General features: G+C 59.0%; 10 protein-coding genes. 4 read left to right on the plus strand and 6 right to left on the minus strand.

The features are described from left to right. Nucleotides 1-97 precede the first annotated feature (97 nt). The 3 genes from ACD590_RS21060 to ACD590_RS21070 all read right to left on the minus strand — a co-directional run bounded on the left by ACD590_RS21060 (nt 98) and on the right by ACD590_RS21070 (nt 3653). Nucleotides 98-898 carry a type 1 glutamine amidotransferase domain-containing protein gene (locus ACD590_RS21060; protein WP_018243942.1) on the minus strand — a complete coding sequence of 267 codons (801 nt, stop codon included), beginning with the start codon at nt 896-898 and terminating at the stop codon, nt 98-100. A gap of 227 nt (nt 899-1125) precedes the next feature. After that, complete coding sequence (locus tag ACD590_RS21065; RefSeq protein WP_018243943.1) at nt 1126-1881, minus strand: alpha/beta fold hydrolase; 756 nt, start codon at nt 1879-1881, stop codon at nt 1126-1128. Nucleotides 1882-2102: 221 nt separating this feature from the next. After that, nucleotides 2103-3653 (minus strand): winged helix-turn-helix domain-containing protein, encoded by a 1551-nt coding sequence (locus ACD590_RS21070; protein WP_439003288.1) that lies wholly within the window; start codon nt 3651-3653, stop codon nt 2103-2105. 470 nt (nt 3654-4123) lie between these two features. On the opposite strand from ACD590_RS21070, the gene ACD590_RS21075 reads away from it, so the two are divergent. Further along, nucleotides 4124-6976 (plus strand): ATP-binding protein, encoded by a 2853-nt coding sequence (locus tag ACD590_RS21075; protein ID WP_439003289.1) that lies wholly within the window; start codon nt 4124-4126, stop codon nt 6974-6976. Here ACD590_RS21075 and ACD590_RS21080 read toward each other — a convergent pair. After that, a complete protein-coding gene (locus tag ACD590_RS21080) occupies nt 6971-8704 on the minus strand; it encodes an FAD-dependent oxidoreductase (RefSeq protein WP_018243946.1) in 1734 nt (577 codons plus the stop codon). The genes ACD590_RS21075 and ACD590_RS21080 overlap by 6 nt on opposite strands. Then, nucleotides 8694-9008: a UBP-type zinc finger domain-containing protein gene (locus ACD590_RS21085; RefSeq protein ID WP_439003290.1), complete on the minus strand. Its 315-nt coding sequence runs from the start codon at nt 9006-9008 to the stop codon at nt 8694-8696. The genes ACD590_RS21080 and ACD590_RS21085 overlap by 11 nt, the downstream gene beginning before the upstream one ends. Before the next feature lie 638 nt (nt 9009-9646). Between ACD590_RS21085 and ACD590_RS21090 the strand changes: the two genes are divergently transcribed. Together ACD590_RS21090 and ACD590_RS21095 are read left to right on the plus strand one after the other, a co-directional pair. Continuing rightward, nucleotides 9647-10387, plus strand: a complete 741-nt coding sequence (locus ACD590_RS21090) for an SDR family oxidoreductase (RefSeq protein WP_018243947.1) — start codon at nt 9647-9649, stop codon at nt 10385-10387. A gap of 135 nt (nt 10388-10522) precedes the next feature. Next, nucleotides 10523-11893: an NAD-dependent succinate-semialdehyde dehydrogenase gene (locus ACD590_RS21095; protein WP_439003292.1), complete on the plus strand. Its 1371-nt coding sequence runs from the start codon at nt 10523-10525 to the stop codon at nt 11891-11893. 472 nt (nt 11894-12365) lie between these two features. Here ACD590_RS21095 and ACD590_RS21100 read toward each other — a convergent pair whose 3' ends face one another. Next, entirely contained in the window at nt 12366-13589 is a 1224-nt protein-coding gene (locus ACD590_RS21100; RefSeq protein WP_183619502.1) for an argininosuccinate synthase, read from the minus strand. Between the two features lie 177 nt (nt 13590-13766). On the opposite strand from ACD590_RS21100, the gene ACD590_RS21105 reads away from it, so the two are divergent. Further along, nucleotides 13767-14618, plus strand: coding sequence for an SDR family NAD(P)-dependent oxidoreductase (locus tag ACD590_RS21105; protein WP_439003293.1), 852 nt, complete (start codon nt 13767-13769; stop codon nt 14616-14618). The last annotated feature ends 6 nt before the right edge of the window (nt 14619-14624 follow it).

The following is a 14624-nucleotide window of genomic DNA, read 5'->3' on the forward strand; positions in this document are numbered from 1 at the left end:
AATGCATGAGGTAACTTGCTTGGGCGGACGAGACGTCGCGGGCCGGGATAACAGCATAGAAGGCACGCCATCACCTTCCATGCCGTGTTCCATCAGATCACGCCGAAACCGTCACCCGGTTGAGGGCCTCGACCAGTTTCGCCGCAAGAGGATGATCCGATCGCGGATTTTGGCCTGTGATCAGCTCGCGGTCCTCTATCACATGGGGGGAGAAGTCGACCGGGTTCGTCGTGACGTCGCCACCCGCCATGCGCAATGCGTCTGGCATGTTGAAATAGAGCTTGCCATGAAGGACCTGTTCTTCGATCGGTTTCTCCTCACTGGCGGAGAACACCGTCATCTTATAACCGGCATACTGCCAGCCCCTAGCGAGTTCAGACGCTTCGGAAACATCGCCTGCAATCAGGGCAGCCCGATATTCCTTTGCGTGCGGCAGTGCGGCAAGCGAGGCGATCGGCCCGTGGCAAAGAAAGGCCGTGGGTTTCCGGCGAGCATGAAAGCGGCGGAGGATCTCGCCGAGATCGGCATCCTGCATAAGATCGACGGCCGGTGCCTGACCGCCGGGTACGAAGACGCCGGCATAACCATCGATCCCGTCTTCGATGACTGATCTCAATGTCCTGATATCGTTCATCGCCCGATGGTCGTCGAAAAAGGCGCGCCCGCGCTTGTGAGCAGCTTCGTCGCCGTCAAAATGCTGTGCCGCGTCCGACACGGGATCGATGTGCGGCTTGGTGCCGTCGGGCGTTGCCAACACGATCTCGTATCCGGCGGCAACAAGAGCCATGGCTGGCACCACGGTTTCGTTGAGATATTGGCCGGTTGGGCCAGTTCCACCGCCCTGAATTTCAATCCGGGTGGCATTCGACCCAACGACAAGAACGTTACCCTTGCTCATAGAATCCTCCTTATTTGATGTGGTTAATTGGTGCCGTACGGCGGATGGTCACGATGGTAGAGCCCTTCAGGGATGTCTGCAGGCCACCTTGGCTCCGCCTTCCGTAAGCATCCATTTCGCTTCGAAGCGTAAGGCTATAACGAGGGGTGGCATCGTCTTATTCGCCTCTGTCGATCCGGATTTCAGTTGTTTCGCCCAAGCGAAAGAGGCGTGCTCGCCCTTGCCACCTATTGGGCCGCCTTCACAATGAGATCCGCTACCTCCTCGGGATGGGAGAGCATCGCCACGTGGCCGGAAGGTACTTCGATCATCTCCGCCTTTGCAGATTTCACCTGATCCCTTTGCATCTGGGGAGCGATGATCTGGTCCTGCGTCGCCACGACCATGAAAGACGGTTTGTCACGCCAGGCGGCATGGCTGACGGGCATGGTGGTGGCACGCACATGGAAACGTCCCTGCACGACGGCAACGAGCCTCTGCTCGTCCGGGGAGAGGCCGGCCGCGAAGTACCTGGAAATGCCGTCATCGCTTATCTTCAGATACCCATCCTCGTCCTTGACGAATGTCTTCCGGCTTTCCTGGTCAGGGTATTTGGAGGCGACATCGACCAGCGATTGACCGGCATCAGGCGCGTAGGCGGCAACGTAGACCAGGGATTTCACCTTCTGGTCATCACCCGCTTCCGTGATGACTACGCCGCCCCACGAGTGACCGACGAGTACGATGGGTTCTTCGGCATCGCGGATCGCGCGCTTGGTGAAGGCCACGTCGCTCTCCAGGGACTCCAATGGATTTTGGACGGCGACAACTTTCAATCCGGCCTTTTCCAGAAGAGGGATGACTTTCTGCCAGGACGATCCGTCGGCGAAAGCGCCGTGAACAAGGACAACGGTCTTGGCTTTGAGATCCGCAGCGACCGCGGCGGGAGATGTGCTTGCGAACGCCACTAGGGCGCTGAAGATAAGTCCAAGGTTTCGGGACATGCGAGTTCTCCGATCATTGATCTCGATGGCGACACGGGGAATAATCGACCAACCCAGCCTCGGACGCATATTAATTGTGGTTAAATCCTGCGATTTTGCCGTGCTTAGTCGCGTGTTGGACTATTCGGGCTTTTTCTTTCGGATCCTTCGCCTATCGGGAACTGTCGAAGCCTGCGGCAGTCGTCCGTCACCGCCACAAACCCCGGAATTGCAAGGACGGCCTAAGACGCCCGGAGCTGCACCGTCTGTCCGCCATCCGAAGAGACAGCCATGCTTGCGCGGCACTGTTGAGGCGCTTGAACATGGTACAAAGACTGGCGTTGTTCGATGGGTGCGCGCTCCCCGGAGGCAAGGAGCTTGAACGCCGCATAGGCTTTAGCGATGCCCGATAGCTTGAGGTGCGCAGGTCCTGTTCCCGGATGAAGTGAGAGGAGGGACTTGTCGATAAGATTGCCGATCGATTTGATGATATCTGCCTGCTCGAAGTCATCATCTTCCACGACCGCGAGGGCAGCATCAACGGAGAACTCGCCCGGGAATACCGACAGTCGCCTGAATACCCGTTGATCCATGTCGGATAAAAGAGCGTAACTCCAATCCATCATCGCTTCTGCGGTTTGGTGGCGTGGGTTGGCGTATCGGCTGCCCCTCCATCGCAAGGAGAGCTGGTTGTCCAACAGCTCCGCGACCCGATCTAGGCCGTAGGGGGCCATGCGGCTCGCCACAAGTTCTATCGCCAGCGGATTGCCGTCCAATCTCCGGCAAACAGCCGCTATTGCCGCTGCTTCCTCGTCGCCTAACGACTCCAGATAGCCGCCATCGACCGCACGTTCCACGAAAAGCTGAATCGCAGGCCAAAGTAGCGCCTGAGCGGCAGTCAAACGCCCTGTAGGCGGAGGAACACCAAGTGGCCGGAGAAAATATACGGCCTCGCCGGGCAAACGGAACGCTTCTCGGCTCGTGGCGAGAATATGCACACTGGCGGTACGCCTGAGCACCGAACTCACGATATCGGCCACGGTGTCAATAACGTGTTCGCAGTTGTCAAGGATTACGAGGGTGCCTCGTGGAGACAACTGACCGATGATGTCGCCGATGGCATCGCCTGCTGAAAAGGGGATCTCCAGAGCCGAGGCTACCGCTTCCAAGACGGCCGTTTCATCATCGATGATGCCGAGATCGACAAAACACGCATGGTCAAACATGTGGAGGGCGTGCGCCACCAAGATGGCCAGAGTCGTCTTGCCGACCCCTCCTGCACCCACAACGGTCACGAACCGGCGCTCAGCCACCATCTGCGAAAGCTTGGAAATATTCTCGTCTCGGCCGATAGGGTGGCTCAAACGAGGCGGAAAAGAGGTATTCGTTGCGCCGTCAGATCCATTGCAGCAAGCCTGATCGCAGCTCAAGGGCGCATACCTGTCCTCCGGCTCGGACGCCTCTTCCCATATGACGGGGGCGACGAAGCTGTAGCCGCGGCCCACCACGCTGACGATATAGCGATTACCGTTTTCGCCACAGCCGATTTCGCGCCTCAGATGCGTCATTTGCACTCTTATGTTGGAGGCTTCGACGTGGAGACCGGGCCATGCGAATGCCATGAGCTCCCCGTGAGAGAGAACCCGTCCATGATTTTGAACGAGAGCGGCAAGGACGTCGAAGGCGCGGCTGCCTATCGCAAGCAGATCGTCGCCTCGCCGGAGAACTCTTGCAGCCGGATTCAAGCGATATGGTCCGAACCCGAAATAGCCGTTCCCAGCGTGAGTTTCCATATTGGTTCCCCTCAATGGTTTTGCACTCGTAGGGCAGTTAATCCATATATATTCAGCTTCAATATTATGAGAGTTCGCTCCCAATGGGAGGTAAAATCCGGTAAATATTGGCGTGGAATGGTTTGCCGCGGCAGAAACTTCGCGCCGGCGGTCCGAGACTTTACAGGCTGTAAGCAGTTATGCGCGACGGAGGCACTGACCAGCAGACCTGTGCGGCGACGTTGTTTATTGATTTGAAGATCCAAGCATCGGGTGTTCCGTCGAGGAAAGACTGAACGGCGAGCGGTGGGCGCGGCCCTTAAAAATGAGGCAACTGGGGTCAGTTCGTCCGACAGGCCCACAGGCGGAAGGCAGACCCTCCCGTGTTCGTTCGCTTAGAGTGATGTTGAGATTGCCGCGTCCACCCGCGCGATAGTGACATTGATATCATTCTTGCGCCGGGTCGATCATCGGCACGCTAAGAGGAACACATGGTACCGACGGAACCGGATGATGTGGTGGCATTTGGTCCCTTTCGCCTTTACGGGGAGCATCGCCGTTTGTTTTGCGGTGCCGAAGAGGTTCAGCTTGGCGGTCGGGCAATGGAGATGCTCGTGACCTTGGCCCGGAAGAAGGGTGAGTTGGTACATAAGGAGGAGCTGTACAATGCCGCGTGGCCCGGCATCTTTGTCCATGAAGCCAATCTGAAAGTGACGATCGCTTCGCTTAGGCGGGCATTAAGGGAATACACTCCCACAGAAGACTATATCAGGACGTTCGTAGGCCGTGGCTACCGGCTGACCGATCAGGTCATTACCGGAGAAATCCCAAAAATTGCGGATCTTCCCGTTGTGGCAAACACCCGATTTCCCGAATTGGCCACGGTTATCGGACGGGATGCCGAAATCGCTGAATTGCGAGCTAGGATTGCCGCCAACCGGCTGACGACGATCGTTGGCCCCGGGGGCATCGGCAAGACAACGGTTGCAGTCGCCACAGTGCAACTGCTCGAAGACGAAGAGGGAGATCTCATCACCTTCATAGATTTCTCCCGAGTGGCCGGCGAGGAATTCGTCATCCCTTCAGTTGCGGCTGCGCTGGGCATCAGTTCAGGTAGCCAGGATCGCCTCGACGCGATCTCATCCATCCTCGCTCGAAGGAAGACCTTGCTGTTGCTGGACACGTGCGAGCATGTGCTCAATGCCGTTGCCCATCTCTGCGACGTCATTGTGGCAAACACAAGTGATGTGAGGATTCTGGCGACGAGCCGCCAGGCTCTCCGCGCGAAGCGAGAAGAGGTCTTCTGGCTTGCTCCTCTGGAAGTTCCGCCGCCTGACCATATCCATACAGCCGAACAAGTCCTCCGTTATTCCGCACCACAACTTCTCGTCGTACGAGCGTCCGAGAAAGGGAAATACAAGACGGAGGATGGGGATGCATCTGCCGTTGCCGAGATCTGCAGGCGGCTAGACGGATCGCCTCTCGCTATAGAACTTATCTCATCCCGGCTCGGAAGCCGAAGTGCTGCTGATGTCCTCGAAGAACTTGACGATCGTTTCGCCACACTGGTCGGACGTGACCAGGAGGGACCGCTTCGTCAACAGACTCTGCTTGCGACGATGCAGTGGAGCTACGCACTCCTTACGAAGAGCGAGGCAGCCGTGTTGCGTGCCATCTCGATCTTCATGGGCACGTTCGATATGGATGAGGTTGTTTGCATCGTTGTCCACCATGGTTTGGATCCAACGGTCGTCTTTGATGCCATTGCCGGCCTGCGCGCCAAGTCGATGCTGAGCGTCGAACAGATGTCAGGTGGTATGCGATACCGGCTTCTCGACAGTACTCGAGCATTCGCAGGCAATCTGCTGGAAGCCGCGGGGGAACTGACCGCTGTGTCTCAGGCCCACGCCCGACTTGTGCTGGACATCTTCACTCGTGCGAATGCCGACCAGGCAAGACTTCCGACGCGGCAGTGGCATATCGCCTACGCCAGTCGTGCGGACGATTTGCGCAGGGCCATCGGCTGGGCACTCTTTCTTCGCGCCGATCCGCTGCTTGGCATGCAGTTGGTGGCATCGGGATTGCCACTGTGGCATGAGTTGTCGTTGAGCGAAGAGGCCCGCAGCAACTGCGAACAGGCGCTCGTCGAGTTCGATCGGACTGGCTGCAGAGACACAACCCTGAAGCTCAAGCTGGTCGTCGGGCTCGCCGCAGTGAGCAGCTACATATCACCCAATGCGGAGAAGGCTATCAAGATCTTTGAAACAGCAATTCAGCTATCACGTCAGATCGGCGATAGTCGGGCCGGGTGCCAAGCCTTAGGCGCCCTGGCGAGATATCGGCTCCTGCCTGGCCACCAGACCGAAGCCCGGAAGACTCTCAGAGAATTGAAAGGGCTCGCCATGCGCTCCAATAATCGGGCGGCGCAGTGGGAGCATGAGCATCTTTGTACGGAATGGGAAATCATACGTTGCGAGTACCGGCCGGCGATTGCACGGTTGGAGAAATTGCGTCTGGAGTTGCAAAATACCGCCGATGGCACGGTTTCTCGCTTCGACCTCGATCCAAGGATCAGGACGGATACTATATTGGCCGCACTCTACTGGCTCGGATCGCGCAGGCCTGGGACTGGTTTGAATAGAGTTCAAGCTGCAGCGAGGGAGGCTTTGGAAGCCCGTCATGGATGGACGCTTATTTATTGCTACACTCACGGGGTGCTTTTCGTGCTGTGCGAATGTCAGGAGCATGCTCTAGCCAGGGAATATGCCGCGCTACTAAAGGATACGATCTTCCGTCACGGCATGCCGGCATGGATTCCGGTCGCAAGCTGCTACATTGAGGCGCTTGACGCGCTTTCAGGCGTTCGAAAGGACCCGGATGGACTAATGTCAGCGTTCGATGGGCTCCGCACGGGCCTCAAGCAGATCGGACGTCATGTTTATTATGCGCTTTTGATAAGAGCCCTCTATGCGAACGGGCACATGGATGAGGGCGTACGGATTCTCGACTATTTGTTTGAAGTGGGACCGCAACGTTCGATGGTGCCCGAGCTGCTACGTCTTAGGGCTGTCAAAGAACGATCGGTCGGCCGCGACGAAGAAGCACTTTCCACCTTGCGGGGATCTTTGACAGTGGCGGAGGAAAATGGAGCATGGGCGTGGCAAATTCGCTGCGCAACTGATCTTGCTGCTCTGCTTAGAGACCGATTGCAGATCGATGAGGCCAAGAGCGTTCTCGAGCCAGTGTATGGCCAGTTCATCGATGGGTTCGATACTCCGGACTTGCAGAGAGCCCGAAACCTTATGACGGAGCTGCAGGATCTTGGACGACTTCCGGGCTCATAGCGAGTTGCCAGACGCATCCTCAAACGCCACCGATCGATCCGCTGTTTCGCGGCTCACCGGATTGCTCGCCAGCCAGCCGTGGATCGAGTGGACCACGACTGATCCTTCGCCGACGCTGGAGGCAACGCGCTTGACGGATTTGGCTCGGACGTCGCCGACCGCGAATATGCCCGGGACGCTGGTCGCATAGGGCGAACCGTTCGGTGCGCCGTCGTGGTCGTAGCCAGTCAGGATGAAACCCCGATCATCGAGTTCGACGCAACCGTCCAGCCAGTCCGTGTTTGGGACAGCCCCGATCATCAGAAAGAGGTTCGATATCATATGTTCGGACTCTTCCTTCCCGGGTTGTCCCCATCGAACCGATGAAAGGTAGCCTTCACCGGCAAGCGAGGTGATTTCGCTGCGGGTATGTAGGGTAATCCGCGGGGACTGCATGATGCGACCGACAAGATAGTCCGACATAGCGTCCGAAAGTCCGTCACCCCGGACGAGGAGATGCACATGACGCGCCTTTGCCGACAGGAAGATCGCGGCCTGCCCGGCAGAGTTTCCACCGCCCACCACCACGGCTTCCGTGCCTTCGCAAAGCTGCGCCTCGATCGACGTCGCCGCATAGTGAATTCCCTTCCCCTCGAAGCGTTGGGACTCGGGAATATCCAGTCTTCGGTAGCGAGCGCCGGTCGCGACAACGACAGATCGGCCAAACACCACGTTGCCACCTTCCAAATGCACCCCAAACGGATAGCAAGTGCAATCGAGACGCCGCGCCGCCTCGGCGACGGCGAAACGTGCGCCGAACTTCTGAGCCTGTATTTGCGCTCGCCGGGCGAGATCCTGTCCCGAAATACCCATTGGAAATCCGAGATAGTTCTCGATGCGCGAACTCGTGCCCGCCTGTCCGCCAGGCCCAACCGCCTCTATGACCAGCGTGTTCAGTCCTTCGGATGCGGCATAGACCGCCGCGGCGAGACCGGATGGCCCGGCACCCACGATAACCACGTCATATGCATGCGAAGAGTTCAGCCGCTCCGTGATCCCGAGAGCCTCGGCAAGATCATGGTTGGTCGGCTGAGTGAGTACCCTGACGCCGTTGAGAACAACGATCGGCAGGCTATCGGCGTCGGCATGGAATGTCTCCATTGCAGCCCGTGCATCGTGGTCGACGTCAGTGTCGAGGCAGCGATAGGGATAGCCGTTCCTTTCCAGGAAAGTCTGAATGCGGACCGTATTTCCGGAGCGGCAACTGCCCACGATCACGGTGCCGCCCTCGGCGAATTCCAGAAGTCTGGCGCGCCTCAGTATAAGCGCACGCAAAATGATCTCTCCGATGTCCGGCTCGGCGTTCACCAGCCTGAGAAGCGATACGCGGGAAAGGCGGATGACAGACGTGGAAGCCGTGGTTTGCGCGCATACCAGAACCGCCCGTCCGCTTAGATGATGCAACTCTCCAGTGAATTGATTGACCTGGTGCCTGGCGACAATCGCGTGGCCCCCGTGTCCGTCGCTTTCGAACACGTCGACTGACCCGTTCAGAATGATGAAGAAATCGACCTCCCGATCACCGACTTCATACAAGTATTCACCGCCGTCGAATTGATCCCTCCGTCCGAACGGGGCAATGCGTGCCATCATCTCGGGCGTGAGGCGAGGAAACGCCTCGCCAGGTATCTCCCTTAGTTCGGCGGAAATCGGGCTATTGGCTGTGCTGAAGTCACCGCTATAGGCCATCACAAAACCTCGGAATCGGCCCGCGCCGCGGCGTTTGATCGGGAAGCACGACGAACTCTTCGTCGACGTAGCACCAGCCCCATCCCTCCGGCGGATCGTAGCCTTCGATGATCGGATGGGCCGTGGCGAAATAATGCGCGGTCGCATGTCTACCTGGCGAGTTGTCACAGCATCCGACATGCCCGCAAGACCGGCACAGCCGCAATTGTACCCATGCCATGCCGGATGCCAAGCATTCCTCACATCCCAGGGATTGAGGAACGACATTTGAAATGCCCAGCCGATGATTGCAGGACTGTGACATCTTTTCTCCTAACGACATCCGGCGACTTACTTTCGGTCATCGCCGAGTCATCCAACGGGGAATGCTCGACGAAAGCCTACCTGCGTCCGCCTGCGGCAGCCCGTTAAACAGCGCTTATCATCGTGAAATACTGGGAAACGGCGAAACTGCCGCTGGCCATATACGGAGGACGTTCGTGAAAACAACGGGCCGGCCGGTCGCCTTCAACCTGCATAGTCACAGATAACGGTCGGCAAGTGATCAAAACCGAAGGACCTTTCATCAGCCACGAAGGACTTTGCTAATTCGAGCAAGGGCGATGAGATGCCAGATTTCGCGCACATTCACCCCATTTAGCGCGCGCCGCCGCGAGCAAATGTTAACCTGCATCCACTCCAAACGACGGGAACGCATCGCCCGGACGCTCCGGCTTGCCGCCCGTGAACATGGAAAGTCCGGCAGGACGGCGCGCTGATCGGCAGCGTCATCATCTTCGACGGCGCGCTCCCCGTCGTCCGCGCACGGCGGTTGATTAGGTGCCGTGGGAGCAAGCGCTGGATCGGTGGAGCAGGACATCGCTGTCGCCGAGGCCGCCATATCCGCCGTCGACCTCAATCCAGCAGATACGCATTTCGCCACTCAGGAAAGGAGCAAACAAGATGACGACCAATATCGAAGGAAAAGTCGTGTTGATCACCGGTGGCGGCACGGGCCTGGGCGCGGAGACCGCCCAGATGCTCGCCTCGAAGGGGGCGAAGGTCGCGATCGCCGCGCGTCGGCGGGGCAAACTCGACGAAGTAACCTCCAGGATTTCCTTCTCCGGCGGCAAGGCGAAAGGCTATGAGCTGGATGTGGCAGACAAGAACCAGTTCAAATCGGTCGTGGACGCGGTTGTATCCGATTTCGGGAAGCTGGATGTCCTGATCAACAATGCCGGGCTGATGCCCATCCGTCCCATGGTGGAAGTGAACACGGAAGAATGGGACGCGATGATCGACGTAAACCTCAGAGGCAGCCTGTATGGTATCGCCGCGGTTCTTCCGATGTTCATCAAACAGGAAGCGGGCCACATCATCAACATCAGCTCCGTCGCGGGGGTCAAGGTCTTCGCGCCGGGTGGCACGGTCTACTCCGGCACCAAGTTCGCCGTCCGGGCCATCTCGGAGGGGTTGCGCCAGGAGGTCGGAAGCAAGATCAGGGTGACCTCGATCGAGCCCGGCGCCGTCGAGAGCGATCTCAAGCACACGACCAGCGGCACGTCGCAGGGCACGGTCATGGAATTCTACAAGTCGGCGATCCCCGCCAGTTCCGTCGCCAGGGCGATCACCTTCGCCATCGAGCAACCCGCCGATGTGGACATCAACGAGATCGTGCTGCGTCCGACGGCGCAGGAATTCTGATCGGCGGATCGAATCCACCGCTGCCGCGACTCTGACGATCCAGACCCCCGAACCGGGTCGCGGTGTGCGTGAACGCGCGTCTCAAGGTTCAAAGACCGGTCGTTTCCGACCCCGATATAGAAAGGAGACTATGACATGGCCTATCAGAGCGTAAATCCGGCGACCGGCAAGGTCCTTAAGACATTCGACAATCACAGCGACGCGGAAATCGAACGCGCGCTCGCCTCGGCGCATTCCCTCTACAAGTCGCCGTGGTGCAAGGGCGGCAGGGCTCCCCGGCTCAAGGTCCTGAGCCGGTTTGCCGAATTGGCGAACGAGCGCGTTGAAGACCTGGCACGCATTCTCACCCTGGAAATGGGCAAGCGCATCAACGAAGCGCGCACGGAGGTGCGCATCATCGCCGATATCGCAAACTACTATGCCGACAACGCGGAAACCTTTCTCGCCCGCGAGAAAGTTGAGACATCGAAGGGCGATGCATGGCTGGAGTATCATCCGATCGGTGTCGTCGTCGCCGTCGAGCCCTGGAACTTCCCCTTCTACCAGTTGATCCGCGTGGCCGGACCGAATCTGGCGATCGGCAATCCCGTGCTCGCGAAACATGCCAGTATGGTCCCACAGGCCGCCGTCGCCTTCGAAGAGCTGCTGGCCGAAGCGGGTGCGCCGGAGGGCGCCTGGACGAATATCTTCGCGACGGGTGACCAGATCTCCAGGCTCATCGCCGATGACCGGGTCCAGGGCGTGGCTCTCACCGGTTCCGAGGGTGCGGGCAGCATCGTCGCGGCCAACGCCGGCAAGAACCTGAAGAAGTCCGTGATGGAGCTCGGCGGAAGCGATGTCTTCGTCGTTCTCGACGATGCCGACATCGACAAGGCGGCCGTCGTCGGCGTCGAGGCCAGGCTCCGCGGATGCGGTCAGGTCTGCAATGGCGCGAAGCGCTTCCTCATCCACGAGAAGGTCGCCGACGAATTCGTGAAGAAGCTCGCTGAGAAATTCACCAACACCAAGATCGGCGACCCCATGGATGAAACGGTCGGATTGGGGCCGATGTCGTCGATCGAGGCACGAGACGACATCGCCGGGCAGGTCCAGCGCGCTGTCAAGGCCGGGGCCAAGGTCCTGGTCGGCGGGGAGGTGATCGAGGGGCCGGGTGCGTACTACAAGCCGACCATCCTGACCAATGTGTCTCGGGACAATCCCGCCTATTTCGAGGAGTTTTTCGGTCCAGTGGCGCAGGTTCATGTCATCAAGGACGATGAGGATGTCGTCAGGATCGCGAACGATTCGAACCTCGGGCTTTCCGGGGCTATTTTCACTGCAAACGTCGAGCGCGCCAAGTCCCTCGCTTCGCAGGTCGAGACCGGCTCCGTATGGATCAACACATCCTCCTTCACCGGGCCGGAACTTCCGTTCGGCGGGGTCAAGAGATCCGGCTATGGTCGCGAGCTCGCAGGCGCGGGTATTAACAAACTGGTAAACCAGAAGATGGTGCTCGTCGCGCATTGATCGGCCTCCGAAGCCGGGCGCATCACATTGAGAGCTACCGGTGCCACAATGGGCCGCAGCCGAGCGGCCCATTTTGTTTTAGTGCCGAGGGGAGGACTAACATACTGAACCATATAGTTCAGTGTTTAACCTGATCGCGTAGGAAGCGCAAGCGTCCCGAACTTTCCGTGCCGTAGACCGGTCATCCGAGGTCATGCGCCGCGGCGGCGGCAGCAAAATCGTCTGCTGCGGGGCAAAAGCGGACCTTCGAGCTCCTGATGAACCAATGTCAGCTTTCGGCGCCTGCTCCCCGAAAGCCGTCCGCCGGCGGCCCCGCAGCGGTCGTCTATCCAAGCCGAGCCATATCCGTTGTTGGTGCAATCCGGCCATCCAGAACGCTCTATGAACTTGGTGGCGTTTGCTACCTCACCCCACGAAAAAGCCCGCGCGGCAATGCCGGCGGGCTCATATCCGGTTCGAAGGCGAATCCTGATTATTTCAAGAGGTTGCGCTTGGCGAGCGTGCGCAGGCGCAACGCATTGAGCTTGATGAAGCCGGCCGCATCCTTCTGGTCGTAGGCGCCCTGATCGTCCTCGAAAGTGACGAGCTTGTCGGAATAAAGCGACTTTTCGCTTTCGCGGCCGATGACCATGACATTGCCCTTGTAGAGCTTCAGCGTCACTTCGCCTTCGACATGCTCCTGGCTCTTGTCGATCAGCGCCTGCAGCATCTCGCGCTCCGGCGAGAACCAGAAACCGTAATAGATCAGCTCGGCGTAACGCGGCATGATCTCGTCCTTGAGATGGGCGGCACCGCGGTCGAGCGTGATCGATTCGATGGCGCGGTGCGCCGAGAGCAGGATGGTGCCGCCTGGAGTTTCGTAGACACCGCGCGACTTCATGCCGACGAAGCGGTTCTCGACCAGGTCGAGACGGCCGATGCCGTTGTCGCGGCCGTAATTGTTGAGTGTCGCCAAGAGCGTCGCCGGGCTCATGCGGACGCCATTGATCGAAACCGCATCACCCTTTTCGAAGCCGACCTTGATGGTCGTTGCCTTGTCGGGTGCGGCCTCCGGCGAAATGGTGCGCATATGCACATATTCAGGCGCTTCCTGTGAGGGGTCCTCGAGAACCTTGCCCTCGGAAGAGGAATGCAGAAGGTTGGCGTCGACGGAGAACGGCGCCTCGCCCTTCTTGTCCTTGGCAACCGGGATCTGATGCTGCTCGGCGAAGGCCAGCAGGTCGGTGCGGCTCTTGAACGCCCAGTCGCGCCACGGCGCGATGATCTTGATGTCTGGGTTCAGGGCATAGGCCGACAGTTCGAAACGGACCTGGTCGTTGCCCTTGCCGGTCGCGCCATGAGCGATCGCATCGGCGCCGGTCTTCTTGGCGATATCGATCAGATGCTTGGAAATCAGAGGACGGGCGATCGAGGTGCCGAGCAGATAGACGCCTTCATAGACGGCATTGGCACGGAACATCGGGAAGACGAAATCGCGGACGAATTCCTCGCGCACATCCTCGATATAGATCTCCTTGATGCCGAGCATTTCGGCCTTCTTGCGCGCCGGCTCCAGCTCTTCGCCCTGGCCGAGATCGGCGGTGAAGGTGACGACTTCGGCGCCGAGCTCCGTCTGCAGCCACTTCAGGATGATCGAGGTGTCGAGGCCGCCGGAATAGGCGAGAACGACTTTCTTCACGTCTTTGTATGATGCCATGATGATGAGGTCCGTTGCATAAAAGGCCGGCGAAAACCCGGTGTCGCGGCACTTTTAGCGAGATTGGCGCGTGACGCAAGACCAAGTGCGACGGTGATGGTGCCGATACCGTTTGACACCGCCAAAGCGGAGCCCATATTCGCCAGCGTCCGCAAATGCTCGAGGAGAGGCTGCCCCGTGACGAATATTCAAGACATTTTCAAGAAGTCCAATGTTGCCGTCATCACCGGCGGCGCCTCCGGCATCGGTCTTGCCGCGGCGAAATATTTCGCCGGACGCGGCATGAGCGTCGCCATTGCCGATCTCGGCGGCGATCGGCTGGCCGACGCCGCCAACGAACTCAAGGCCATTGCCGGCGAGGAAAATGTGATGGCGGTCGAGACCGACGTCGCCAGCAGAGACTCGCTGGAAGCGCTCGAACGCGCCGTCCTCCAGCGTTTCGGCCGTGTGCACGTGCTGATGAACAATGCCGGCATCGGCCCGGAAACCTCGATCTTCAGCCCGCAGGCGAATTGGGACAATATCTTCGCCGTCAACCTGATGGGTGTGATCAACGGCACGCGCACCTTCGGCCCGAAGATGCTGTCGCACGGCGAGCCCGGCCTGATCATCAACACCGGCTCCAAGCAGGGCATCACCACGCCGCCCGGCAACCCCGCCTACAACATCTCCAAGGCTGGTGTGAAAGTCTTCACCGAAGCCTTGCAGCATGAGCTTCGCAACACCGAAGGCGGAAAGATCTCCGCCCATCTTCTGATCCCCGGCTTCGTCTTTACCGGCCTTACCAAGGGCGACCGCGCGGAAAAACCGGCTGCCGCCTGGACGCCGGAACAGACCGTCGATTTCATGGTCGAAAGCCTGGAACGTGGCGATTTCTATATTCTCTGCCCTGACAATGATGTGGCGCGTCCGGTCGACGAACGCCGGATGGCCTGGGCGGCCGGCGATATCATCGAGAACCGTCCGCCACTATCGCGCTGGCACAAGGACTATGGCGACAAGTTCAAGGCCTTCCTCGAACAGAAGTAATCGGCA

It is taken from the genome of Rhizobium sp. 862_C5_N1_2 (assembly GCF_051811205.1).
In the GTDB taxonomy this organism is placed as follows: Bacteria; Pseudomonadota; Alphaproteobacteria; order Rhizobiales; family Rhizobiaceae; genus Rhizobium; species Rhizobium leguminosarum.

Bases quoted from the DNA above. Each gene is read 5' to 3' on its own strand.
- ACD590_RS21090 (WP_018243947.1), top strand. From the start codon at position 9,647: ATGACGACCAATATCGAAGGAAAAGTCGTGTTGATCACCGGTGGCGGC.
- ACD590_RS21070 (WP_439003288.1), bottom strand. From the start codon at position 3,653: ATGGAAACTCACGCTGGGAACGGCTATTTCGGGTTCGGACCATATCGC.
- ACD590_RS21080 (WP_018243946.1), bottom strand. From the start codon at position 8,704: ATGGCCTATAGCGGTGACTTCAGCACAGCCAATAGCCCGATTTCCGCC.
- ACD590_RS21085 (WP_439003290.1), bottom strand. From the start codon at position 9,008: ATGTCACAGTCCTGCAATCATCGGCTGGGCATTTCAAATGTCGTTCCT.
- ACD590_RS21065 (WP_018243943.1), bottom strand. From the start codon at position 1,881: ATGTCCCGAAACCTTGGACTTATCTTCAGCGCCCTAGTGGCGTTCGCA.
- ACD590_RS21075 (WP_439003289.1), top strand. From the start codon at position 4,124: ATGGTACCGACGGAACCGGATGATGTGGTGGCATTTGGTCCCTTTCGC.
- ACD590_RS21060 (WP_018243942.1), bottom strand. From the start codon at position 898: ATGAGCAAGGGTAACGTTCTTGTCGTTGGGTCGAATGCCACCCGGATT.
- ACD590_RS21100 (WP_183619502.1), bottom strand. From the start codon at position 13,589: ATGGCATCATACAAAGACGTGAAGAAAGTCGTTCTCGCCTATTCCGGC.
- ACD590_RS21095 (WP_439003292.1), top strand. From the start codon at position 10,523: ATGGCCTATCAGAGCGTAAATCCGGCGACCGGCAAGGTCCTTAAGACA.